General features: G+C 70.7%; 24 protein-coding genes. 12 read left to right on the forward strand and 12 right to left on the reverse strand.

Going from position 1 to position 23052, the window contains the following annotated elements; all coding sequences use genetic code 11:
- Positions 1-51: 51 nt before the first annotated feature.
- From WAE60_RS03910 to WAE60_RS03920, 3 genes are all read right to left on the reverse strand, one after another.
- On the reverse strand, positions 52-504 hold the full coding sequence (locus tag WAE60_RS03910; RefSeq protein WP_029913757.1) for a PA2169 family four-helix-bundle protein: 453 nt from the start codon (positions 502-504) through the stop codon (positions 52-54).
- Positions 505-546: 42 nt separating this feature from the next.
- Positions 547-903, reverse strand: a complete 357-nt coding sequence (locus tag WAE60_RS03915; protein ID WP_337685083.1) for a hypothetical protein — start codon at positions 901-903, stop codon at positions 547-549.
- 64 nt (positions 904-967) lie between these two features.
- Complete coding sequence (locus WAE60_RS03920) at positions 968-1906, reverse strand: rhodanese-related sulfurtransferase (RefSeq protein ID WP_337685086.1); 939 nt, start codon at positions 1904-1906, stop codon at positions 968-970.
- Between the two features lie 78 nt (positions 1907-1984).
- On the opposite strand from WAE60_RS03920, the gene WAE60_RS03925 reads away from it, so the two are divergent.
- Positions 1985-2146: a hypothetical protein gene (locus tag WAE60_RS03925; protein WP_165185581.1), complete on the forward strand. Its 162-nt coding sequence runs from the start codon at positions 1985-1987 to the stop codon at positions 2144-2146.
- A gap of 149 nt (positions 2147-2295) precedes the next feature.
- Here WAE60_RS03925 and WAE60_RS03930 read toward each other — a convergent pair whose 3' ends face one another.
- Together WAE60_RS03930 and WAE60_RS03935 are read right to left on the reverse strand one after the other, a co-directional pair.
- On the reverse strand, positions 2296-2718 hold the full coding sequence (locus WAE60_RS03930; RefSeq protein WP_337685091.1) for a SufE family protein: 423 nt from the start codon (positions 2716-2718) through the stop codon (positions 2296-2298).
- Between the two features lie 38 nt (positions 2719-2756).
- Positions 2757-3620, reverse strand: coding sequence for a HAMP domain-containing sensor histidine kinase (locus tag WAE60_RS03935; RefSeq protein WP_337685093.1), 864 nt, complete (start codon positions 3618-3620; stop codon positions 2757-2759).
- A gap of 187 nt (positions 3621-3807) precedes the next feature.
- Between WAE60_RS03935 and WAE60_RS03940 the strand changes: the two genes are divergently transcribed.
- Positions 3808-5562 carry a HAMP domain-containing sensor histidine kinase gene (locus WAE60_RS03940; RefSeq protein WP_337685095.1) on the forward strand — a complete coding sequence of 585 codons (1755 nt, stop codon included), beginning with the start codon at positions 3808-3810 and terminating at the stop codon, positions 5560-5562.
- 149 nt (positions 5563-5711) lie between these two features.
- Here the strand turns inward: WAE60_RS03940 and WAE60_RS03945 are convergent, their stop codons facing one another.
- Positions 5712-6578, reverse strand: coding sequence for a hypothetical protein (locus tag WAE60_RS03945; protein ID WP_337685097.1), 867 nt, complete (start codon positions 6576-6578; stop codon positions 5712-5714).
- A 177-nt stretch (positions 6579-6755) separates the two neighbouring features.
- Between WAE60_RS03945 and WAE60_RS03950 the strand changes: the two genes are divergently transcribed.
- Positions 6756-7094 (forward strand): DUF1491 family protein, encoded by a 339-nt coding sequence (locus WAE60_RS03950; RefSeq protein ID WP_029913736.1) that lies wholly within the window; start codon positions 6756-6758, stop codon positions 7092-7094.
- A 189-nt stretch (positions 7095-7283) separates the two neighbouring features.
- Here the strand turns inward: WAE60_RS03950 and WAE60_RS03955 are convergent, their stop codons facing one another.
- Positions 7284-7994: a 2OG-Fe dioxygenase family protein gene (locus WAE60_RS03955; protein ID WP_337685180.1), complete on the reverse strand. Its 711-nt coding sequence runs from the start codon at positions 7992-7994 to the stop codon at positions 7284-7286.
- A gap of 253 nt (positions 7995-8247) precedes the next feature.
- Between WAE60_RS03955 and WAE60_RS03960 the strand changes: the two genes are divergently transcribed.
- Positions 8248-8628, forward strand: a complete 381-nt coding sequence (locus WAE60_RS03960) for a hypothetical protein (RefSeq protein ID WP_029913729.1) — start codon at positions 8248-8250, stop codon at positions 8626-8628.
- A gap of 57 nt (positions 8629-8685) precedes the next feature.
- Here the strand turns inward: WAE60_RS03960 and WAE60_RS03965 are convergent, their stop codons facing one another.
- Positions 8686-8829 carry a hypothetical protein gene (locus WAE60_RS03965; protein ID WP_197026714.1) on the reverse strand — a complete coding sequence of 48 codons (144 nt, stop codon included), beginning with the start codon at positions 8827-8829 and terminating at the stop codon, positions 8686-8688.
- A 215-nt stretch (positions 8830-9044) separates the two neighbouring features.
- Between WAE60_RS03965 and WAE60_RS03970 the strand changes: the two genes are divergently transcribed.
- Positions 9045-10643: a hypothetical protein gene (locus WAE60_RS03970; protein WP_337685101.1), complete on the forward strand. Its 1599-nt coding sequence runs from the start codon at positions 9045-9047 to the stop codon at positions 10641-10643.
- A gap of 9 nt (positions 10644-10652) precedes the next feature.
- On the forward strand, positions 10653-12254 hold the full coding sequence (locus WAE60_RS03975) for a peptide chain release factor 3 (RefSeq protein WP_337685103.1): 1602 nt from the start codon (positions 10653-10655) through the stop codon (positions 12252-12254).
- 1274 nt (positions 12255-13528) lie between these two features.
- Here the strand turns inward: WAE60_RS03975 and WAE60_RS03980 are convergent.
- Positions 13529-14791 carry a pyridoxal phosphate-dependent aminotransferase gene (locus WAE60_RS03980; RefSeq protein WP_337685105.1) on the reverse strand — a complete coding sequence of 421 codons (1263 nt, stop codon included), beginning with the start codon at positions 14789-14791 and terminating at the stop codon, positions 13529-13531.
- Between the two features lie 264 nt (positions 14792-15055).
- Between WAE60_RS03980 and WAE60_RS03985 the strand changes: the two genes are divergently transcribed.
- The 4 genes from WAE60_RS03985 to WAE60_RS04000 all read left to right on the forward strand — a co-directional run bounded on the left by WAE60_RS03985 (position 15056) and on the right by WAE60_RS04000 (position 18078).
- Entirely contained in the window at positions 15056-16141 is a 1086-nt protein-coding gene (locus tag WAE60_RS03985; RefSeq protein ID WP_337685107.1) for a hypothetical protein, read from the forward strand.
- A complete protein-coding gene (locus WAE60_RS03990; RefSeq protein WP_029913712.1) occupies positions 16138-16707 on the forward strand; it encodes a hypothetical protein in 570 nt (189 codons plus the stop codon). Before WAE60_RS03985 ends, WAE60_RS03990 begins: the two co-directional genes overlap by 4 nt.
- A 69-nt stretch (positions 16708-16776) precedes the next feature.
- Positions 16777-17670: a hypothetical protein gene (locus WAE60_RS03995; RefSeq protein WP_156035792.1), complete on the forward strand. Its 894-nt coding sequence runs from the start codon at positions 16777-16779 to the stop codon at positions 17668-17670.
- 36 nt (positions 17671-17706) lie between these two features.
- Positions 17707-18078: a methylglyoxal synthase gene (locus tag WAE60_RS04000; protein WP_029913708.1), complete on the forward strand. Its 372-nt coding sequence runs from the start codon at positions 17707-17709 to the stop codon at positions 18076-18078.
- A 7-nt stretch (positions 18079-18085) separates the two neighbouring features.
- On the opposite strand, the gene WAE60_RS04005 is transcribed toward WAE60_RS04000, so the two are convergent.
- The 3 genes from WAE60_RS04005 to WAE60_RS04015 all read right to left on the reverse strand — a co-directional run bounded on the left by WAE60_RS04005 (position 18086) and on the right by WAE60_RS04015 (position 20647).
- A complete protein-coding gene (locus tag WAE60_RS04005; RefSeq protein ID WP_035018542.1) occupies positions 18086-18886 on the reverse strand; it encodes a hypothetical protein in 801 nt (266 codons plus the stop codon).
- An 18-nt stretch (positions 18887-18904) separates the two neighbouring features.
- Positions 18905-20038 (reverse strand): ankyrin repeat domain-containing protein, encoded by a 1134-nt coding sequence (locus WAE60_RS04010; protein WP_337685114.1) that lies wholly within the window; start codon positions 20036-20038, stop codon positions 18905-18907.
- Between the two features lie 138 nt (positions 20039-20176).
- On the reverse strand, positions 20177-20647 hold the full coding sequence (locus tag WAE60_RS04015; RefSeq protein ID WP_029913703.1) for a ribonuclease H: 471 nt from the start codon (positions 20645-20647) through the stop codon (positions 20177-20179).
- A gap of 125 nt (positions 20648-20772) precedes the next feature.
- Between WAE60_RS04015 and WAE60_RS04020 the strand changes: the two genes are divergently transcribed.
- Positions 20773-21222 carry a DUF2214 family protein gene (locus tag WAE60_RS04020; RefSeq protein WP_337685117.1) on the forward strand — a complete coding sequence of 150 codons (450 nt, stop codon included), beginning with the start codon at positions 20773-20775 and terminating at the stop codon, positions 21220-21222.
- 362 nt (positions 21223-21584) lie between these two features.
- Positions 21585-22961 carry a hypothetical protein gene (locus tag WAE60_RS04025; RefSeq protein WP_029913700.1) on the forward strand — a complete coding sequence of 459 codons (1377 nt, stop codon included), beginning with the start codon at positions 21585-21587 and terminating at the stop codon, positions 22959-22961.
- Positions 22962-23052: the final 91 nt, after the last annotated feature.

Consider the following 23052-nt stretch of genomic DNA (forward strand, 5'->3'; position numbering starts at 1 on the left):
CTCCCCACAAGGGGGAGGGAAGAGCCAAGATTTGGAAAGCTCTGGCGGGACCTAGTGCTTCATCATGTGCTTGATGTCGCGCATCTGGTCGTGGCCGGACTTGACCGAGGTCCAGGCCTTCTCGATGGCGGCGCGGGTCTGGGCGTCGACGTCCGTGTCGGCCAGGGCCTTCTCGAACTTGCCCTTGATGTAGTCCTCGCCGGACTCGACCTCGCTGACGATGGCTTCGTCGCCCTTGGTCAGGCTGTCCTTCAGGTTGACGAAGGCGCGGTGGGCGGCGGCCAGGATCGTGCCGTCGTCCTTGGCCTGGCCGCCCAGGCGGCGGACCTCGTCCTGCAGGTCGGAAGCCACCGAGCGGCGCTCCTGGGCGCGCTGGGTGAACAGGGTCTTGAAGCGGGCGCCGTCGGCGTCCTTGGCGGCCTCGGCGTAGCCGTCGGCGCTGTCGATGGTGGTCTCGACCAGGCTGTTGATCAGCTTGATGTGGTCTTCGTTGGTGTGGGCCATCGGGGGCTCTCCTTGATTGGGGACGGGTTGCGTGGGGGAGGCCTAACGCGGGGCGGGCTCGGAAGGTTCGAAGCGCGACTTCAGCGTCGAGGCCTGCGCGCCCAGGAAGCCCCAGGCGGTGGTGGCGGCGGCCAGGGTCGGACCGCGCGTGCGGCGGTTGATCAGCAGGGCGGCCACGGCGCCGGCGCCCACCAGGGCGAGGGCCAGCGGCACCTTGCGGCCGGCCAGCGTGATCCGGCCCTGGGCGTCGGGCTTGAGGGCGTAGTCGGCCGGCGGCTGGACCGCGTAGGGATCGGCGGGCGCCTTCTGGAAGAGGCCCGAAATCTTGTCGGACAGGCTGGACAGCAGGCCCTGGCGGGCGGCGGCGGGCGTGCCGTAGGAGGCGTCGTAGGCGGCCATGGGTGGCTCCTTGGAGAAAGAGGAGCCTCGATAACGCGGGGCCGGCGGGGATGATCCGCCGCCGTCAGTCCGTTTCGCGCGGCGGCATCACGGCCCCGACGTGCTCGATGCCCAGTTCCTTCGCCCGGGCCGCCTGCCTGTGCCGCTCGGCGTAGCGGGCCTTGGCCTCGTCGTCGCGGGCATCGTGGCAGGCGGGGCAGGAGACGCCCTCGACATAGTGCGCCGAGGCGCGATCCTCGGGGCTGACCGGCATGCGGCAGCCCCGGCACAGGGCGTGGGTCCCGGGCTCCAGGCCATGGCCCACCGCCACCCGCTCGTCGAACACGAAGCATTCGCCATGCCACAGGCTCTGGTCGGCGGGCACGGTCTCCAGATAGTTCAGGATGCCGCCCTTCAGGTGGAAGACGTCCTGCACCCCCTCGCTCTTCAGAAACGCCGTGGATTTCTCGCAGCGGATGCCGCCGGTGCAGAACATCGCCACCTTGGGCGGAGCCGCCGGGTCCCAGGTCTCGCGGAAGGCGCGGAACCAGGCGGGGAAGTCGCTGAAGCTGGCGGTGGCCGGGTCGATCGCCCCCTCGAACGTGCCGATGGCGGTCTCGTAGGCGTTGCGGGTGTCGATCACCACCACGTCGTCGCGGGCGATCAGGGCGTTCCAGTCGGCGGGCTCGACATAGGCGCCGGCGTTGGCGGCGGGGTCCAGGTCGCCGGCCCCCAGGGTGACGATCTCGCGCTTGATCCGCACCTTCATGCGGTGGAACGGCAGGGTCTCGGCCGTTGCGAATTTCAGCTCCAGCGTGTCGCAGCCGGGCAGGGCGCGGATGTGGTCCAGCACCTGGTCGATCGCCTCGGGCGTCCCGGCGATCGTGCCGTTGATCCCCTCGCGGGCCAGCAGCAGCGTGCCCTTCACGCCCAGGCCGCAGCACAGCTTCGACAGCGGCCGCATGACGGTCAGCGGGTCGGCGAAGGTGGTGAAGCGGTAGAGGGCGGCGACGCGGAAGCTCATGGCCTGGGCTGATAGGCGCTGCAGCGCGGGTTCTCAAGCACGACTGGAACTATCGCAAAGCATGGCGGTTAAACCGGCATGAGCATCCTGATCGTCGTCCTCGTCGCCCTCATCCTGCTTGGCCTGGCGCTCTATGCGGTCCAACGCAGCCCCATCCCGTCGCCGGTCAACTGGCTGATCCAGCTGGTGCTGATCGTCATCGCGATCTGGTTCATCGGAACGCGGGCGGGGTTCTTCTGAACCTAGAAACACCGCTCATCCCGGCGAATGCCGGGACCCAGATCCTATGGCGGTGTAGTGGGCTGGAAGACCTCGGCGCTTTTGGCGTCAGCCTCAAAGCCAATCCATCTGGGTCCCGGCATTCGCCGGGATGAGCGGATTTTATAGGATCAGACCAGCGCCGACGCGTCCCGCTGGATGCGCGCCACCATCGCCTTCAGACCGTTCGACCGCTGCGACGACAGCGCCTCCGACAGGCCCAGCCGGGCCATGGCGGCGGCGGCGTCGAAATTGACGATGTCGCGCGCCGGGCGGCCCGAATAGAGCCGCATCAGGATGGCGATCAGGCCGCTGACGATGTGGGCGTCGCTGTCGCCCCGGAACCGGATCGTGCCGTCGGCCTGGGGCTCGGTCACCAGCCACACCTGGCTGGCGCAGCCGCGCACCTTGTTGGCGTCGGAATGCTCGGCCTCGCTCAGCGGGGCCAGTTCCTTGCCCAGCTCGATCACGTAGCGATAGCGCTCTTCCCAGTCGCCGAGCAGTTCGAACTCGTCGGCCAGTTCGTCGAGGGCGGCGTCGATGGGGCGTTGCATGGCGGGGACTTAATGCCCCACGGCCCAAAGGGGAAGGCCTAAGGCCGCGCCCGCGCCAGCGAATGCCGCGCCGAGGCTTCCGGCAGGGTGACGATGGCGGTGAAGCCGTGGCCCGGCGTCGATTTCAGCCGCAGGCCGCCGTCCATGGCCCGGGTCAGCAGATCGACGATCGGCAGGCCCAGGCCCGCGCCCTCCGACTCCCGGGTCAGGGTGGCGCCGCCCTGCTCGAACGGGCGGATCAGGCGCGGCAGGTCGGCGGGGTCGACGCCCTCGCCGTGGTCGCGGATCTCGATCTCGACGTTTCCGCCGATCTGCTTGGCTTCGATCAGCACCAGCCCGCCCTGCGGCGAGTGGGTGAGGGCGTTCTGCAGCAGGTTGGTCAGGATGGTGCGCAGGCCGCGACCGTCGGCGCGCAGGCAGGGCAGGGTCCCGGCCTCGGGCGCGACGATGCTGACCCCACGCGCGGCGGCTTCGCCCCGCAGCTGCAGGATCACGTCCTCGACGGCGTCGTCCAGGCTCTCCTCGCCCAGGTCCAGGTCGGTGACGTGGCCTTCCAGGCGGGCGATCTCGACGATCTGGTTGACCAGCCGCAGCAGCTTCAGGCCGCTCTCGTGCACCAGGGTGGCGTATTCCTTGTACTGCGGCGCGCCCAGGGGGCCGTACAGCTCGCAGGACAGAATCTCGGAAAAGCCGATCACCGCGTTCAGCGGGGTGCGCAGCTCGTGGCTGACCATGCGCAGGAACGAGCGCTTCTGGTCGTCCAGGGCCTGCTTGCGCCGCGCGCGCGCCGCCGCCCGCCGGAAGGCGGTGGTCTGCGACATCAGGCCGGTGTCGGCGCCGGCGCTTTCGCGCGGCGTCTCGGCATGGCCCGACGCGTCGGTGATCGCCGGAGGTGGCGGCATGAGGACTCCCGGACCTTCTGTCCGTAACTTCGATGGGCCAGAATGAACCAAGGCGCTTACGAATCCGTTTCCGTCCACAAGAAGCTCTGGCGTTAACGATCCCGCGCAGATTGTGCGGCCTTGGGCGACTCCCCGGCCCGCGTTAAGCTTTGACGACGAAGACTCACCGAAAGGGATTCTCGCGGCCTTGCCCATCGACGGCGCCCCGCTCCAGACCGGCTCCAGGCCGGGTCAGGTCTCGTCTTCGACGGGAGCCTTCGGCGCGGCGCATCTGTGGCGGCTGGGCTGGCTGGCGACCGTGATCTTCGCGACCGGCGCGGCGGCCTTCACGCCCGGCGTGGTCGGCGGTCCGGTCTGGCTGGCCCTGGCGGCCGGCGCGGTCCCCGCCCTGGCCGCCCTCGCGGTCGGCGACCGGCGCGACGAGCGCCTGCAATCCCTGATCCTGGTCCTGTGGGCCACCTGCGGCGCGGGCGCGGCGGTGGTGACCGGCGGCGTCTCGGGCGCGATGAGCGCCTGGATCCTGGCCCCGGTGGCGGCCGCTTCGACCCTGTCGTCGCCGCGACGCCTGGCCGAGGGCGCCAGCCTGTCCCTGATCGGCGGCGCCGTGGCCGCCCTGACCCAGCTGTCGGGCCTGGCCCCGCCCGCGCCCACCGGCCCCCTGGCCTTCATCCTGGGCTTCCTGTCGGTGGCCACCGTCGGGGTGGGCCTGGCCTCGGGCCTGATCCTCACCCACCGCCGGGCGGGCGAGCGCGACAATCGCCACGTGGGCGAGCTGAACACCCTGCAGACCCTGGTCGACGGCGCGCCGCAGCTGCTGCTGGTCGTGGCCAGCAACGGCCTGGTCAGGACCGTGCGCGGGGCCGCCCCGCGCGGCGTCGCCACCTCCAACCTGGTCAGCGAGGGCCTGGCCTCGGCCGCCGTGGCCGGCGACCGCCAGAAGGTCAGCGCCGCCCTGGCCTCGGCCCTGGACGGCGGCGAGGCCAGCGTCGCCTTCGCCCCGCTGCTGGACCCCACCCGCACCGTCTGCCTGGACCTGCGTCAGGTCTCGCCCGACCTGCTGGTCGGCGTCATGCGCGACGCCACGATCGAGCGGGCCCGCGAGACCGCCCTGCAGCAGGCCCGCGCCGAGGCCGAGGGCCTGGCCGCCGGCCGCGCCCGCTTCCTGGCCAATATGAGCCACGAGCTGCGCACGCCGCTGAACGCCATCATGGGCTTCTCCGACATCATGCGCGCGCGGATGTTCGGCCCCCTGACCGACCGCTACGGCGAATACGCCGAACTGATCCACGAGAGCGGCCGCCACCTGCTGGACCTGATCAACGACGTGCTGGACATGTCCAAGATCGAGGCCGAGCGCTTCGAGCTGCAGCGCGGCGAGTTCGACGCCCGCGAGGCGGTGACGGCGGCCATGCGCCTGCTGCGCGTCCAGGCCGACGCGGCCGGTGTGCAGCTGCGCGGCGTGCTGCCCCCGGGCGAGCTGGAGGTCGACGCCGACCGCCGGGCCCTGAAGCAGATCGTGCTGAACCTGGTGTCCAACGCCCTGAAGTTCACCCCGCGCGGCGGCCAGGTGACGGTCACGGCCGACGGCCACGACGGCGAGTTCGAGCTGGTGGTCGCCGACACCGGCGTCGGCATTAGCCCCGAGGATCTCGAGCGCCTGGGCCGTCCCTACGAGCAGGCCGGCGGCGTGGACCAGCGCGCCAAGGGCACGGGCCTGGGCCTGTCGCTGGTGCGGGCCTTCGCCAAGCTGCACGGCGGCGAAATGAACATCGAAAGCCGCCTGGGCGCGGGGACCAGCGTCTCGGTCCGCATGCCGGTGCTGCTGCGGGCCTCGCGTCCGGCCATGGAGGCCCCGCTGCTGGAGCCGATGTCGTTGCCCGAGGTCGAGCCGGAAGAGTCCGAGCTGGGCCCGAACGTCGTGAAATTCGCCCCGCCGCGCTGAAGCGGCTCACCCACTTGCCCCCACCTGGCGGCTTCGCCGCCTGTCCGCCCCCGTAGGGGGCGGAGCCTTTGCGCCGAAGCGCTCTTCCCCCTCAGGGGGAAGACGATCGCGAAGCGATCCGTAGGGGGCAAGTGCTAGCCGCTCAAACCCTACCGCAAAAACGCCCGTCCCGCCGCGAAGTCCCCGACCTCCACATAAGCGCGGCGCACCGTGTCTACGCCGGTCCGGCTGGTGAACACGAACTCCACCGTCGCCGCCTCGCGCGGGTCGAGCCGGCTCATGGCGTCGGCGGCTTCGCGGGGGAAGCGGAACGACAGGCCGGTCTTGGCGCCGGTGGGCAGCAGGGTGACGGGCGCTGTGTCGCGGGTCTCGGCGGCGAACACCCGGCTGGCGTTGCGCGGGGCGGCGTTGGCGGCCAGGCCCTTGGCGTTGCGGGCGTTCAGGTACGGCCCCTGGGTGCGCAGGGTGTCGCGCAGCACCAGGCGGGCGGCGTAGGGCTGGGCGTCGTCGGCGAAGGTCGCCACGGCCAGCATGTCGTTGGCCCGGCCCGACAGGCCGAAGACCAGCCGGTCGCGGCCGAAGCCGGCGGGCTGGGACAGCCGCCAGACGGGGATCGTCGCCGAGACCGAGCGGTCGGCCTGCCAGGTGGCCCGGTCGCCGGGATAGGTCATCCGCAGCATGGTCGAATAGCCGTCGAAGGCCTGGCGCACGCGGCCGGCGGCGGTCTGCATGTCCTTGGAGGCGCAGGCCGTCGCCCCGGCCTTGGCCCGGGCGCGCTGCTCCACCGCCTGGACCTGGACCTCGCTGGCGCCCGAACGCAGGGTCGCGCCGCGCGCCTGGGCGCGGGCGGCGTCCAGGGCCGAGCCCACGGCGGGCTTGAACAGCCGGCAGCGCGCGTCGGCCGAGGTCATCAGCGTCCGTTCGTAGAGCTGGTCGGCGGCGGTGGCGGCATGGGCCTGGCCGCAAACGCCGAGGGTGGCGATCGCGACGAAAATCCCTGGCCACCGCGCCGTCATGACCGGCAGAGCCTTTCCCTTTCGAATGAAATTCGAAAGGGGCGAAAAGGCTCTACAATAGGGGGGCGAACGCGCGTAGGCGCGTTCGGCGGTCTTTCTCGACGTCATTTTCTCGTATTCTGCGAGAGCGGTTTCAGCCGGCAGCCTTAGGGCGCCGAGGTTGCGGTTCGGTTAGCGATGCTTCTTTCGACGGATATCTGGGTCGGGGCGCTGATCCGCCGCGCCGAACTGGGCGGGGCCTTCGCCACGGTGGCGCGCAAGGGCGACCCGCGGGCCGGCGCCGTGCTGGTCAAGGCCGTGGACCGCCGGGCCAACACCGCCAAGCTCTACAGCGAGGCCACGCGCGGCGACGGCGAACGCTTCTGGATGCAGCCGGTGCGCTCGGACTTCGAACCGGACCTGGACGCCTACGCCGAACGCGCCGCGCGGATCGATCCGGACATCTGGGTGGTCGAGATCGAAGACCGCGAAGGCCGGCATTTCCTGACCGAGCCGGTGGAGGCGGAGAAGGGGTAGGGGGCGGCGAACCTCCGCCGGGGTCCACTCAAATGTTGTCATCCCGGAAAGCGCGCAGCGCTTGTCCGGGACCCAGGTGAACCGCAAAGCGCTGGCCCAGTCCCCTGGGGCCCGGACAGCCCCTGCGGGGCTTCCGGGATGACAACCGTTTGGGACGTCCGGCGATCACCTTGAACAACGAGAAGGGCGCTACTCCCGCCGGAACGTCGCCACCAGCACGTCCCGCCGCGCCGGCTGGCCCGGCTCCAGCGGGTGGATCGCCGTCACCCCGTGCAGCACGCGGTGGTCGTCGAGGAAGACCGTGTCGCGAGGCTGTTCCAGGGTGAAGGCCCCCAGGCGCGCGCCGTCGTTGGCGTAGATGTCGGTGACGCCGCTGGCCGCGTTGCGGCGCTCGACCAGCATGACGATCACCCAGTCGACGCCGTCGCGGTGCGCGCCCTCCGGCGTGGGCAGGCCCGCCTCGCCCTCGCCGGCCTCGATGCGGAACTGGTGCAGCTCCACGTGCCAGCGGGCGGGCGGATCGGCCGTCAGGGGATGGAACAGCGCCAGGCCCCGCGCCAGCACGGCCCGGGTCACCGGGTGGTCGGCGATGGCGTCGGTGATCGGCTCGAACCAGCGCTGCATCCCGCCGTTCAGGCTGTTGTAGTCGCGGCTCTGGTAGTGGGGCTGGTGCGGCTTGCGCGCGACGCCGCCAGAAAGGTCCGGGGCGGGCGACGCCGAGAAGGCCGCGAATCGCCGCCGCCGGTAGCGGCCGCCGTCGGCCATGAAGCGGTCCAGGCCCAGGTCGTTCCAGCTGTCGGCGAAGCGGTCCCACCCCGCCACGGCCTCGGGACCCAGCAGGGCGTCGGTCTCGGCCGGGAGGACGCGGCGGAAGCCCGTGTCCCGCAGGTCGGCGGCGATGTCGCGCGCCAAGGCGGCGGAGGGCGTCGTGTCGGACTGGATCAAGCTTGGCCTCCGGCGGAACGAGACTTCCAGATGGGGCGCGAAGGCCGCCGCGCCAAGCCTTGTTCCGTGTCCAGAAGGTTATCCAGGAATCCCAAATCTTACCCCGTTAACCCTGCTCCTAAACCGGACCGAAAGCACGATGCGGCAGGGTGACGCACGTCTCCCCGACGAATCCCATCAGCCGCCGCGAGGCCCCGGCAAGGTCCCTATGCTCTTCCTGCTCAACGACGTCGTCCTTAGCCTCGACGCGGCCGAACTGGCCCCGCCGCTCACCAGCGAACGTTTCGCTCAGGTGTCGCTGAGCTATGTCGCCAAGCTGGGCCAGGAGCTGTACGCGGCCGAGCCGCTGCTGCACCACAAGGACGTCGAGAAGGCCCAGCGCCTGGCCGCCCTGATCATCGCCAAGCAGCCCACCGTCAACGCGGCCCTATTCATCGCGCCGTCGCGCGGCTGCCTGGTCGAGCAGGTGCAGGTGCGCTACGCGCAGCTGGGGCCGGAGATCATGGGGGCGCTGTTCTCGCGCCAGAAGGCCGGCATCCTGACCAACCTCGAGGCCGACCGCCACGTGTGGCGGCGTCTGGCGGCCTGATCGCCGCACGCCATCCACAGCCTTGGGGCCGCGTTCCGGCCCGGGATTTCCGATCGCCTAGAGGAAGGCGATCAGGCTGAACAGCCAGCTCAGGATCATCGCCACGATCACCAGGCCGGCGAACGCGACGCCGAAGCAGAGGGCGTTGCCTTGAGGGGTGCAGACTCCGCGCTGGTGGCGCGGCTCGTGAACCATAGCCATTGTCGTTTCCTCTCTCGTGGCCGCTCCTCTGACGGAAGTGGTCCACAGTAACGTGAGCATGACTCCAAAACCCCGCACTGACTAGGGTTGTTCCCGGATTTTCAGAAGGTCGGTATGGGCCACGATGTCGCGGCCCGGAGATGACCTTTCGTCACCCTTGCGCCTGGTAGCGCTCACCGCTTAGCTTCGACGTCAAGTTGTGAGGAGGCGTGTTCTTGGGGGGATATCGAGGCGGGCGGCGCATCGCGTCGGCGCTGGTCGCGGCCGGCGTGCTGATGGCGGGGGCGTCGGCGCGGGCCGAGTGGCTGCGGGCCGAAAGCGATCACTTCGTGGTCTACGGCCGCAGCGAGAAGTCGGTGCGCGAGTACGCGACCCAGCTCGAGGACTTCGATTCCCTGCTGCGCCGCCTGCACGGCCGTCCCAAGGACGAGGTCACGCCCCGCAAGCTGCCGGTCTATCTGGTCTCGGGCCTGGGACAGCTGAAGCGCGTGCTGCCCGACGCCCGGGAGGGCATGGCCGGGGTCTATCTGTCGTCGGTGCCGGAGGTCTTCGTCGTGGCGATCCGCGACGGCGCCGGCGAGATGGACCAGAACAAGGGCGACGACACGGTGCTGCACGAATACGTGCACCACTTCATGCTGCAGTACTATCCCAGCGCCTATCCGGCCTGGCTGGTCGAGGGCTACGCCGAATATTACATGACCGCCGACCTGGCCAAGACGCGCATGGTGGTGGGCGGGGTGAACCGCGGGCGGGCCTACAGCCTGACCGAGCCGGGCGGCTGGATCCCGATGCAGGACGTGCTGGGCAAGCGCCCCGGGGCCCTGAAGGAGCGCGAGGTCTACGCCTACTACGCCCAGGCCTGGCTGCTGACCCACTACATCCTGTCCGATCCCGAGCGACACAAGCTGCTGGCGCCCTATCTGGACGCGGTGCGCGGCGGCGACGATCCGGTGAAAGCCTGGAAGAAGATCTATGGCGACGAGCCGGACGAGCTGCGGCGCAAGCTGCGGGTCTATATGAGCAAGCCGATCCCGGCCGGCGCGCTGCCGCGGACGGGCGCGACGGAGCCGACGATCACCGTGACTCGCCTGACGCCGGGCGCCGACGACCTGCTGCTGGAAGGCCAGCGCCTGAAGCTGGGCGTGTCGAAGGACGATCGGGCCGAGACCCTGGCCGACATCCGCGCGGCCGCCGCCAAGCGGCCGACCGACCGGTTCAGCCAGCTGGTCCTGGCCCGGGCCGAGACGACCTTCGGCGACCGCAAGGCCGGCGAGACGATCCTGAACGCGCTGCTGGCCGCCAATCCCAAGGACGAGGAGGCGCTGGTCGCCCTGGGCGAAAGCCGCCTGGGCGCGGGGGAGGAGGATCCGGCCCAGCGCGAGGCCGACTTCGCCCAGGCCGGCAAGCTGTTCGCCCGGGCCTTCAAGATCAATCCGGACAATCCCGAGACCCTGCACGGCTATGTCGAGGCCCACAGCCTGGAGCCGATGACCGACGCCCTGGCCGACATCCGGGTGCGGGCGGTGGTCCTGGCGCCCCAGGTCGGCCATCTGCGGCTGGACGCGGCCCGGGCCCTGATCGAGGTCAAGGACACCGCCATGGCCAAGGTCGTGCTGACGCCGCTGGCCAGCAACCCGCACGGCGGCGGCGAGGTCGAGGCGGCCCAGGCCATGCTCAAGACCATCGACCCCAAGGCCGCCGACTCCGACAAGGCGCTGGCGCCGACCGAGGCCAGCGAAACCACGGGAGCGGCGCCCAAGCCGGCGGCCAAGACGTCGGCAGAGGGTGACAAGGCGGCCTCGGGGAGCTAACCCCCGGGGATGAGCACCTCCCTCGCCCTCGAGGCCGCCCGTCGGCGCACCTTCGCCATCATCAGCCACCCCGACGCCGGCAAGACCACCCTGACCGAGAACCTGCTGCTGGCCGGCGGGGCCATCCGCGCGGCCGGCGCCGTGCGCGCCCGCGGCCAGGCCCGCCGCACCCAGTCCGACTGGATGAAGATCGAGCGCGAGCGCGGGATCTCGGTGTCGGCCTCGGTCATGACGTTCGACCACGACGGCCTGATGTTCAACCTGCTGGACACCCCGGGCCACGAGGACTTCTCGGAAGACACCTACCGCACCCTGACGGCCGCCGACGCGGCGATCATGGTGCTGGACGCCGCCAAGGGCATCGAGCCCCAGACCCTGAAGCTGTTCGAGGTGTGCCGCCTGCGCGACATCCCGATCATCACCTTCATCAACAAGATGGACCGCGAGGCCCAGGACCCGTTCGAGCTGCTGGACGAGGTCTCCTCGAAGCTGGCTCTCGACCCCGCGCCGCTCTACTGGCCGGCCGGCTCGGGCGGGCGCTTCAAGGGCATGCTGGACCTGCGCGGCCAGAAGTTCATCCCCTACGCCAAGAAGAGCTCGACCGACGAGGAGGGCCATCCCGATCCGGTGGCCCTGAAGTCGAACGCGGTGGTGCAGTACCTCGACCCCGAGGAGCTGGCCGAGGTGGAGGAGGGCGCCATGCTGGTGTCCGAGGCCGCCAAGCCGTTCGACGTGCAGTCGTTCCTGGAAGGCCACATGACGCCGGTGTTCTTCGGCTCGGCCCTGCGCCACTTCGGCGTCAACGAGCTGCTGGCCGGCATCGGCAGCTACGCCCCCGCGCCGCATCCGGCCAAGGTCAGCAAGGCCGGCGTCGACACCCACGTGGCGCCGGGCGACCCGGAGGTCTCGGGCTTCGTGTTCAAGGTCCAGGCCAACATGGACCCCAACCACCGCGACCGGATCGCCTTCCTGCGCCTGACCAGCGGCCGCTTCACGCGCGGCATGAAGCTGAAGGCCCAGAACACCGGCAAGGCCATGAGCGTCAACGCGCCGATCATGTTCTTCGCCAGCGACCGCGAACTGGCCGAGGACGCCTTCGCCGGCGACGTGATCGGCATCCCCAACCACGGCGTGCTGCGCGTGGGTGACAGCCTGTCCGAGACCGGCACCCTGCGCTTCGCCGGCCTGCCCAACTTCGCCCCGGAAATCCTGCGCCGCGTGCGCGTGAAGGACCCGCTGAAGGCCAAGCACCTGAAGAAGGCGCTGGAAGGCCTGGCCGAGGAGGGGGTGACCCAGCTGTTCCGCCCGATGATCGGCAGCTCCGACTTCATCGTCGGCGCCGTGGGCCAGCTGCAGTTCGAGGTCATGGCCGACCGCCTGGGCAACGAATACGCCCTGGACGTGATCTTCGAAGCCGCCCCCTACGCCGAGGCCCGCTGGATCAGCGGCGACCGCGCCGACGTCGAGGACTTCACCAACAAGCACCGCTCGGCCATGGCCCACGACATCGACGAACAGCCGGTGTTTTTGGGGAAGTCGTCGTGGGAGATCGGCTATGTGGCCGAGAGGTTCCCGAAGGTGCGGTTCGAGCGGACGAAGGAGCGGGGGTAGGGGGCTGCTCGCTGCCGGCGTGCGGTGAAGCCGGCGATGGGCGAAGCGCTGGCGATGCTGAAAGCGGACTTGTCCAAGGTCAGCTAAGGGTGGTTAGCGGACGCCGTGAAAACCCCTCTCTCATAGAGAGAGGGAGGGGCCCGCCGCGAAGCGGTGGGAGGGTGAGAGGTTTCACCGCTAGCCGGAAAATCCAGAGCCGCTGATCCGCGCCTTCGAGACTCCGACAGAGGCTCACCAGGGCCGCCACCGTGGATCGAGCAACTATCCGAAGACCGGCTGAAACAGCCGCGTTTCATTCGGTGAGAGTGTAACCTCTCACCCTCCCATGGCTTCGCCATGGGCCCCTCCCTCTCTCAAAGAGAGAGGGGTCAAGAGGGCTGCCCACTGTCCGACATGGGTCGAAAGCCGACGAAGGCGCCCGGTCTGGATACGGACTTCGCCGTATCGTTGGTCCGTGAAAAACTTATCCCCCTCTCTCCCGGTGTGTTTCCTCAACGAAAACAACGCCCCGAAATCACTTATCCTCCCCCTCTCACGCCGCCGCATAATCAGACCACCTCGAGGCGATGGGGAGGGCGCTAAGGCCTGCGACCTTCGCGGCCTTGGGGGGCGGTCGAGCGGGCGTGCTCGTCGGCGGCGGTCTCGTGAGGGGCCGCGACCCTCGTCATCTGGTGCTGGCCGAGCCCGGAACACGGATACGGCGTTGACGAAGGGGCCGGCGGGGGCGGCAGGCATGGGGTGACCCATGCGTTCCGGGACCGGGCGACGCAAGCCCGGCCCGCCCGTCGGGGGCTAAGATCGGCGCGGTTCGAACAGGACCGAACGCCGGACGCTCCCGGATAACGATCGCGCGGAGCGTCGGTCCAAGTCGAAACGGTATTTCTTCAAAAGCTTCCGGGCCTGGCCCGGCGCTCCGCAGCTCTCCCCGAACTTCAGCGGCTTTCCGCGTGAGGCGGCGAAGTCGTGGCCAGAACAAGGAAGCGCCATGCCGCGATCCAAGACACGAGCCCTTATCCGCGCCGCCAGGCGGCCGCCTCGCGACAGCAACGATCCCATGGATGACGACAGCGGCCGCACGGCGGCGCGCATGGACTATCTCCGCCGCGACATCAGACGGCGGCTGAAAATGGTCGCGGCGGCTCGGACGGCGCAAGGCGGAGCGCCTTCTGGCGAAGGCTAGGGCGACGTCCACGGCGGTTGAACCCAGGTTCCTCATCCTGAGCTTGTCGAAGGGCGAGGAATGCGTTCGTCAACGATGCGGCTGTCCACGAATCCTAGCCCAGGGCGCTGCGTCCCAGGTCGGCGAAATGCCCGCCCGCGTCCCGCACGCCCATCGCCACCGCCGGGCTGTCCATCACCGCCTTGAACGCCGTCTTGAACGCCGCCATCTCCTCCGGCGTGCCCACCGACACCCGCACCGCATTCGGCCAGATGGGCCAGGTGCGGCCGATGTAGACGCCTTGGGCCTTCATGGCCGCGATCACGCCCTTGCCGTCGCGACCGGTGTCGATCATGAAGCAGTTGGTCTCGGGCGCGCCGATGACCTTGTAATTGTTGGCTTTCAGCCAGGCCAGGGTGTCGCGGCGGGTGTCGCCGATCAGCTTTTTGCGCTCGGCGACCAGGCCCTTGTCCTCCAGCGAGGCGCGGGCGGCGGCCGAGCCGGTGATCGGCATGGCGTTCTGGCCGTAGGGCTTGAGCTTGGCCAGCAGGTCGGGGCGTCCCACCGCGAAGCCGCAGCGGATGCCGGCCATGCCGTAGATCTTGGAGAAGGTCCGCAGCACGATCAGGTCCTTGCCGGCGGCCACCAGGTCCAGCGTGTCCTGGGCGTCGGACAGGTGGATATAGGCCTCGTCGACCAGCAGGATCGAGCCGGCCGGCTTGTTGTCCAGCGCCCAGACGATGTCCTGCTTGTTGGTGGTCGTGCCGGTCGGATTATTGGGATTGCAGATGTAGATGACGCCGGCGTTGGGATCGGCGGCGACCATCGCCTTGACGTCGTGGGCGTAGTCGGCGGTCAGCGGCACCTTCACGACCTTGGCCTGGCTGGTCCGGGCCGCGTACATGCCCGCCTCGTAGGAGGGGTCGGCGGTGACGAAGCTGCGGGTGGGCGAGGTGAAGGCCAGCACGCTGTAGTGCAGCGGCTCGGACGAGCCGGCGTAGACCGCCACGTTCTCGACCTTCAGCCCGTTCTGGGCGGCGAAGGTCATGGTCAGCAGCTCGGTCTCGCCGTTGCGGTCGTAGCGCCCGCCCAGCGGGGCCATGCGGGCGATGGCGTCGCAGGCGGCCTTGGACGGGCCCAGCGGGTTCTCGTTGGCGTTGATCAGCACCGCGCCGGGCGGCGGGATGTTCGGACCCTGGCCGTGCAGGGCCAGGCCGGTGGGCGCAGCGCTGGGCTTGGCCGGATCGGCGGCGGCGGCGCGCGCCAGGGCGGCCTCGGTCAGGATCGGCGTCGCGGCCGCCAGCGCCGCGGCGCGCAGAAAGAACCGGCGGCCCATGGCCGGTGAGGTCGCCGATTGGTCGGATGGGCGCTGATCCATGGTCGTTCCCCGCTCGTCGTGCGGGCCCGCCTGCCACGGGCGCGTCCAGCACAGGCCCTGGCGCCGGCGAGGGCAAGAGCGGAGCCGGGCGCCGGGCCCGCCTGCCCGCCGCTTGGGCAAAGGCCGTGGTCCGGAGGGCCGTCGAGGCGGCGATTGCCTGAAGTCCCGGCGTTCGCCTCGGTTGCTGTCGAGTTTCAATTCTACTTGACCGCGCATCCGTGCGGACGGACGCTAGCGGTCCTCGCGATTGAAGGAGCGTCTGGAGTGACGCGGTATCAGGCCAGGGGCGGGTGGCTTCGGACCGGCGGCCTGGCCGCGGGCCTTCTGCTGGCGTTCGCCGGGCCGGCCGCGGCGTTTCAATCCAGGACGACGCCGGCGGTCACGACCAGCCCGGCGGCGGCGGGGCCCAGGACCTATACCGAGTGCATGCGCGCCTACGCCAACCGGCCGGACGCGGCGACCACCTGCGCGCGCCTGTTCCCGGCCACGGCGCCCGCCGCCTCGACGCCGTCGACCTCGTCGACCTCGACGCCTTCCACCACCGCCACGCCCGCCTCGACGTCCACGCCCGCCCAGACCACCCAGCCGGTCGACATCACGCCCCAGTTGGACAAGCTGCTCGACGCCTGGAAGAACCGCCCCAGGACGACGCCCAAGCCGCCCGCCGATCCCCTGGCCGTGATCCCCGACATCCAGGCCAGGTGCGGCGCCTACGCCGGCGTGGTCGAGCGGTGGCGGCGTTGCGTCGCCGACGCGTGGCGGACGGCGGGGCTGAGGGGCGAGCCGCCGCTGGTGCTGCAGAATCCCCCCGCCGTCGAGCCGCCCCCGGTCCAACCGCCGGTCCAGCCGCCCGTCACGACCCAGCCGCCGGTGACGCCTCCCGTCCAGCCGCCGGTCGTCCAGTCCAAGCCCCCGGTCCAGACGCCGGCGCCGCTGACGCCGCAGACGGTCGAGCCCGAGCCCGTGGTCGCCGCGCCGGTCGCCGTGCCCGAACCGCCGCCGGCCGCGATCGTCCCGTCCCCGCCCGCGCCGCCCCCGGCGGTGGTTCCCCCGCCGCCGCCCGCGCCGCCCGGGACGCCGATCTGGTTCTGGCTGGCGGCCCTGGTCGCGGCGGCGGGCGCGGGCTTCGGCGTGGCCAAGCTGCTGAGCCGCGCGCGGACGCCGCGCCCCGCCAAGTCCTCTCCCGCGCCGCCGTGCCCGGAGATCGCCCTGGTCCCCGATCCCGGCGTGGTGGTCCTTACGCCCGACGGCCCGCCCCGGGCCGGCATGGCGGTGTCGTTGCGCGTCGAGCGGGCGGCCGACCGCGACGCCGTTCGCCTGGACTATCCCACGCTGGAGACCGCGCCATGACCGATGCGGCCGCGAACCCCGTCGTCGCCGGGACGACCTGGCGGGCCCTGTTCGCCGAGGACGGCGGCGATCCGCTGGACGTCCTCAAGGACGCGCCTCCCCTGACCCAGGCGATCTCGGACGCCGCCCACAAGTTCCCCAGCGCCTGCTGGGACGACGTCGAGACCGGGTGCCGGGACGAGGTCGGCAAGCTGCTGGACCTGTCGGTGGAACGGGTGCTGTTCGACGGCTGGATGAAGCTGGAGCGCTTCAAGAAATGCGTCGAGGAGTCCAAGGCGCGGCCGGACGACGCCTTCTTCCAGGACCTGGACGACCACCAGATCGCCTCCACCCACAAGCCGCGCATCGAGCTGCGCTACGGGGCGGTCAAGGTGGCCGACCTCGACTTCGAGATCGAGCTGGCCCTGAAGATCAAGGGCGTGCGGCTGGAGGTGCGCGGCGGCAAGGTGGTGTGCGCCACGGCCGGGGTGTTCGCGGCCAGCGCCAAGCTGTCGCTGCACGACCAGGTGCTGGTGGAGAAGGGGACGCCGGAGTTCTCGGCCCCGACCAGGATCCGGTTCGCCTAGGACGGGGCTTCTCAGGCGGGCGAGGCTGGTGCAGCTTGCCGCCGCCAGTTGGGGAATCGCATGCCGTTCATGATCACCTTGCTCGCCGCCGCGCTGTCGGCGGAGACGCCGGCGGGCGAGGTTCCGCCCAAGGTGCCGTTCCAGCTGCTCCTACCCGCCGAACGGTTCTACCCCGACGTGGCCCAGCGGATGGAGGTCGAGGGGTGGGCCGTTCTGCGCTGCACGCCCCAGGCGGACCGCACGTTCGCGGATTGCGGGGTGACGGGCGAGGGGCCGGGCGACGTGGGGTTCGGCCAGGCCGCCCTGCGCATGGCGCCGTATCTGCGCGTGGCCTTGAAGGGCAAGGCTCTGGACACCGTCGTCGGGCGACCGGCGGAGATGACCCTGCGCTTTCAGGTCCCGGCTTCGGAGCGGGCCCCGACAGGGGTGAAGGCGCCGGCGGCGGCCGTCGTGGACGCGGCCCGTCCGCCGGGCGCTCCGTCGGACGGCGTCGCGACCGTGGTCTGCCATGCGTCGTTCGCCGGCGGCGGCCCGCTGACGGACTGCTCGTCCGGCTTCCAGGCGCCCAGGGACGCCGGCTTCGGCAAGGCCGCGGTCGACCTGGCGGCCAGCGCCTATGTCTCCACGCTGGGAGCCGCGCCGCGCCGCGTCCAGGCGTCGCTCTACCTGTCCGACACGACGGGCACGAACGGCTCGTCGATCCGGTCGCCGGATCGGAGCCTCGGCGTGCGGTGGCCGGAGGGGGTGTGGGCCGATCTCGTCGCGCCGGCCGGAAGCGCGCGGACCACCCAGGCGGCCAACCCCGCCGTGTTCGACTGCGATCTGGACGCCAAGGGCGCCTTGTCGGCCTGCACGCCCCAAGGCCAGCTCCCGGCGGAAGCGGCGGCCGCGTCCCAGGCGCTGCTCAGCCAGGCGATCGTCGAGCGCAAGGTCTATTTCAACGTGGTCTGGTCCGGCCGCTAGGCCGCCGGTCGAACCTGTCGTCGTTCAGGAGTCCTCATGTCCCGTCTCGCCATCGGCCTGGTCGCCCACGACGACAAGAAGGCGGCGCTGGTCGACTGGTCGGTGGCGCACCAGACCTTCCTGTCGCGGCATACGCTGTACGCCACCGGCACCACGGGCGGGCGCATCCTGCAGGCCCTGCCGGACCTGGACCTCACCCGCCTGAAGAGCGGTCCGCTGGGCGGCGACCAGCAGCTGGGCGCCCTGCTGGCCGAGGGGCGGCTGGACCTGCTGGTGTTCTTCGTCGACCCGCTGTCGCCCCAGCCGCACGACGTCGACGTCAAGGCGCTGATCCGGATGGCGACCCTGGCCAACATCCCGTTCGCCTGCAACGTGGCGACGGCCGACCTGATCGTGGCCGGCCGTTGAGCCTGTCCTAGCTGGTCGGCGTCGCCGGGGCGACGGCGGCGGCCGGGGCGGCTTCCGAAGCGGGCGCGGCGGCGGGGGCGGCTTCCGCGGCCGGCGCGGTCGTCGTGGCGGCGACCGACGCGGCCGGAGCGGCCGGCGCGACAAGCGCGGCGCCCACCTTGTCGGCGATCTGCGCCCAGCAGGCCTTGCGGGCGTCCTCGTCCATCTTGTCGAGGGAGTCGTGGAAGTGAGGGTCCTTGATCTGGTGGTAGTTCGGGATCCGGCCCGCCACCTCGGCGTCGCAGCTGAAGGTCTGGCCTTCGACGACCACGTCCATGTGCGAGACGAAGTACAGCGGCACCGTCGCCGGCGCGGCGAGGCCGAAGGTGAAGCCGGCCTTCAGGGAGTCGCCCCACAGGTTGCCCTGGTCGATACGGGTCTTGTCCACGAAGCTGGCGGTGACGACCACCGAGCGCGGCGCGGCCTGGCCGGCGGCGCGGGTGCGCAGGTCCTCGGCGGCGAAGCGCACGAACTTGACCAGGTTGCGGCCGTCGACGGTGTTCAGGGGCACGGCCAGGCCGCGCTCCTTGCGTTCGGCCCGGGATTCGCCGGGCACGGGCATGGTGGAGTACCAGCCCATCCCCGAACCGGCGTCGGCCGCCTTGACCGTGACCTTGAGCGTGGGGCCGTCGGTTTCTTCATTGAGCGGCAGGCTGATGGTCTGGCCGGCGACCAGAGTCTGCTTGGCCGCCTGGGCCGGGGCGGCGACCAGGGTGAGGGCGGCGGCGGCCAGGGCGGCGATCGAGATCGACGAGCGAAGCATGTTCATGAGAGGTTTTCCTGAAGATCAGTTGGCGGCGAGTTGGACGCGCAGGGCCTTGGCCCGGGCGGTGAACTCGGTGGATTCGGCCTTGAGGGCGGCGATCGCCGCCTCGTCCTGTTCGACGACGTCCGCCAGGAGCGGCATGAAGGCGGTGATGGTGTTGCCTCCGGCCCCCAGGGTCAGGGCGACGCTCAGGACCGTGGCCACGCCGGCGGCGGCGCGCTGGTTGTTGCGGGACTGCTTATCCTTCACGAGCTTGGCTTCGTAGACCTTGATCAGGCGGGCGCTTTCGGCGGCCGCGGCGTCGTAGTCGTCGGCGGCGCCGGCGAAGGCGATCTTGGCGGCGGCTGGATCGCTCTTGCGGGCCGCGTACTGGCCCCACCAGTCGGCGGCCAGGGCGTTGGCGCGGAACGACATGTCCTGGACCAGTTCGGACTTCGCGGCCGCTTCGTCCGGCTTGAACTGGATGCGGGCCGGCCGGAAGCCGCGCGCCATCAGGTAGTCGGCGTTCGAGCGTTGATGGTTCTGGGCCGCCATCATCAGGACGTTGGCGCCCGAGACGGTGGTGACGCCGGTGTCCTTGGTGGCCGCCAGCAGCAGTTCGAGCACCTTGCGGGGCTCGCCCACATAGGCCGCGTAGTGCAGGGGCGCGGCGCCGGACGTGTCGGCCAGGTTGGGATCGGCGCCCGCCTTGAGCAGCAGGCTGACCATGGCGACCTGGCCGTCGGTGTCGAGAACCTGGGGCGCGCGGAGGACGGCTTCCATCAGCGGGGTGCGCCCGCCCTGGTCGGCGGCGTTGATGTCGGCGCCCTTGCCCAGCAGGAACTGGACGACCTCGGCCTGGCTGGTCGGATTGCGCAGCGCGGCCAGCAGCGGCGTGGCGCCGCTCTTGTCGCGCAGGTCGACGCCGGCGCCCTTATCGGCGAACTTCTGCATCAGCGAGAGGTCGCCCTTGGCGGCGGCGTGGAAGAAGGCCGAGCGGCCTTCGGTATCCACCTCGTCGATGGCCGCCCCCGCGGCCAGCAGCTTGTCGATCTTCTTGATGTTCTGGTCGGCGGCGGCCTTGGCCAGGTCCGCCGCGGCGAACGCCGGCGCCGCCGAGGCGACGAACAGCAGCACGGCCGCGCCCACGGCGGCCGTCGAAACGGTGTTACGCAATTGATCCCCCTAGTACACATCCGTTTCAGCACGGACATGTTTCCACCCCAGGTTTCACCCTAGGCGGAAAGGCGGAACACGCGCAAGACGGTCAAGCTTCTCGATCCACTGGATTTTAGTGGGCTCGGATGGAGGCGATCAGCCGGGGAACTTCATCAGGTTGGGCCGGGGGATCGCGGCCTTGAAGGTCCCGCGCGTCTTGGCGGTGTCGAGGCCGAAGTCGGCCCAGGCCTTGAGGAAGCCGGCGACGGGCGTCGTGTCCGGCAGCGGCGCCAGGCTCAGCACGGGGCGGGCGGCCAGCAGGGCGCGGGCGGCGGCCCAGGCCTCGGGTTCGGCCGTGGCCCAGGCGCCGTCGGCGGTCACCAGTTCGGCGGCTAGGTCCGGATCGGCGAAGTGCAGGGTGACGGCCGTGTCGGCCGGCAGGTCGGCCACGGCGCCCAGCGCCTCGATCACCCCGGTCAGCACCATCTTGATCCCGGTGGTCCGCCGCTCGCCGCCGGCCGCGCCCGCCAGGCTCCCGTCGGCGTTGCGCCGCACGTGGGCCCAGCCGCCGTAGCCGGGATCGGGTTTGCAGAGCGAGGCGGTCCAGAGATCGACGGAAGCGGTCATGGCCCTTGTTTAGAGCCGGGTCCCGAAACTGGCCAGAGGGGCGGCCGGAGGGGGAAGGGCGGTCGCGTGACGAACGTCGTTCTCCCAGGCATGCTCGGCGCGCGCACATCGAGTCGGAGCCCGCCATGCTGGATCTCGTCCTGGCCGTCCTGCACCACCTGCTGGTCCTGTCGCTGGCCGGGCTGATGATGGCCGGTTTCGTGCTGGTCCGGCCGGGCTTGGGCGGCGGGGCGCTGAAGACGCTGGGCGGGATCGACGCCAGCTACGGCGGGACGGCGGTGCTGATCCTGGTCGTGGGCTTCAGCCGGGTCTTCCTGGGCGCCAAGGGGGCGGACTTCTATCTGCACAACCCGGTGTTCTGGGCCAAGATCGCCGCCTTCGCGGCCGTCGGGCTGCTGTCGATCCAGCCGACGATCTCGATCCTGAAATGGCGCAAGCAGGCCGCCGCCGACCCCGCCTTCGTCCCGTCCGACGCCGACGTCGCCAAGGTGCGCAAGGTGATGCTGGTCGAGCTCCTGGTCTTCGCCCTGATCCCGATCTTCGCCGCCGCCATGGCGCGCGGCTACGGCCTCTAGCCGCCGTTCGGACCCCGCTCGGGCGGCGGTTCGACGGCTGGGCCGGAACAGAAGGTAAACCCGGTCTTAAAAACTATGGTTAACGTCATTTTCACTTGAGTGAACAATGTTCTAACAAGTGCGGCGACGCTCGCTCTCCCGCTCGGATCCGGTAAGCAAGAAGTGTGCCAATCGGTGCGGAAACAGGGGGTTGAGGGGTATTCGGGAACGAAGTGTAAACACGACCCAAATATTTATGGTTAACGCCATCTTCAGACCTATTAACCGCTTGTTAAGCGCGTTGGCTCCGGCTTTGCTACTCGTGCGTTGAACCCTTGCCGGACGTCCCGGCGTGGGACGGTCCGTGTGCGGAGTGCGCAGCGATGTTTGATTTCGGTCGTGATCTGAAGAAGCTCTTTGGAGTCGACGCCGGAGCGCCCGCGAGGGCGGCGGCGCATCGCGACGGACTGACCGGCGGCGACACCTCGCTGCTGGAGCTGCTGGACCTGAGGCTGCTGGTCAACGAGGCCCGCTCGGCCGACGTGGCCGCGGGCCGGATCGGCGCCAAGGACCGCGGCCACCGCCTGCTGGAGGCCGCCGTGGTCTGGCGCGAGCTGGCCCGCCGCTCGGGCGACGCCGCCGCCCTGCGCAAGGGCGCGGCCCAGGCCGAGGCCGCGGCCAAGATCTTCGAAGCCGAGCACAAGACCGACAGCCTGGCCGCTGCCCGCTGCGAGCAGGCGACCCTGGCGGTGCTGGGCGCCGACCTGTTCGGCGACGAGGGGCTGCACGCCGCCGCCGGCGCCACCCTGACCCTGGCCAAGACCGCGCCGGGCCACCGCTGCGCCATGGCCGAGGCCCTGCTGGCCGGGCTGGAGGGCCGCGTGGCCCTGGGCGAGAACGACATCGACCGCGCCCTGGCCGCCGCCGAGGCCTTCGAGGCGCCGCTGCGGGGCCTGTCGGCCGCGCGCCGGGTCAAGGGCGGGGCCTCGCGCCTGCTGCTGGCCGACCAGCGCGCCGCCCGCGTCGAGCTGCTGCTGGCCTGCGCCGCCCGCCTGAAGGACCGCGCCCTGACCGAGGTGGCCCTGGAAGAGGCCAAGGCCGCCGAGGCCGGCCTCGATCCCGATTTCGAACCCCTGGCCTGGTCGCGCCTGGAGTCCCTGCGCGGGACGGCCCTGGTGCAGCTGGGCGAGCTGGACGGCGAGATCAACCACATCGCCGACGGCGTCGAGGCCCTGGCCGCGGCGCTGGAGCCGGTCTCGGCCGACCACAGCCCGATGGACTGGGCGCGCGGCCAGGCGGCCCTGGGCGCCGGCCTGCAGGCCATGGGCGAGGCCACCACCTCGGACCGCTGCTTCGAGCGGGCGGTCACCTGCTACGACCGCGCCTCGCACATCCTCAAGACCCAGCCGGCCCTGGCCCTGCGCGCCGTGGTCGCCAACAACCGCGCGCTCAGCCTGGCCCGCTGCGCCGAGCTGACCGCCGACCTGGCCGTGCTGGACGCCGCCGAGATGGCCTTCAAGGCCGAGCTGGCCTCGACGCCGGGCGCCCGCGACCCGGCCGCCTGGGCCGTGACCCAGATGAACCTAGCCCGCCTCTACGAGGCCCGGGTCGAGATCACCGGCCGCGACGACGGCCGCCTGGACCGGGCCGCCATGGCCCTGGCCAGCGCCTTCGACATCTTCGCCGAACTGGGCCTGAGGTCTCTGACCGACCTGGCGGCTCAGGGGTTGCAAAGGGTGAAACAGGCGCACGCCGCCTGACCCAAAATGAAACCGGACGGCCTCGAACGGGCCGGACCCAAAGACCAGTAGGGAAGACCCAGTGATCGCTTCGTTGCTCGCCGCCGCCGCT

It is taken from the genome of Caulobacter sp. CCG-8, from assembly GCF_037402475.1.
In the GTDB taxonomy this organism is placed as follows: domain Bacteria; phylum Pseudomonadota; class Alphaproteobacteria; order Caulobacterales; family Caulobacteraceae; genus Caulobacter.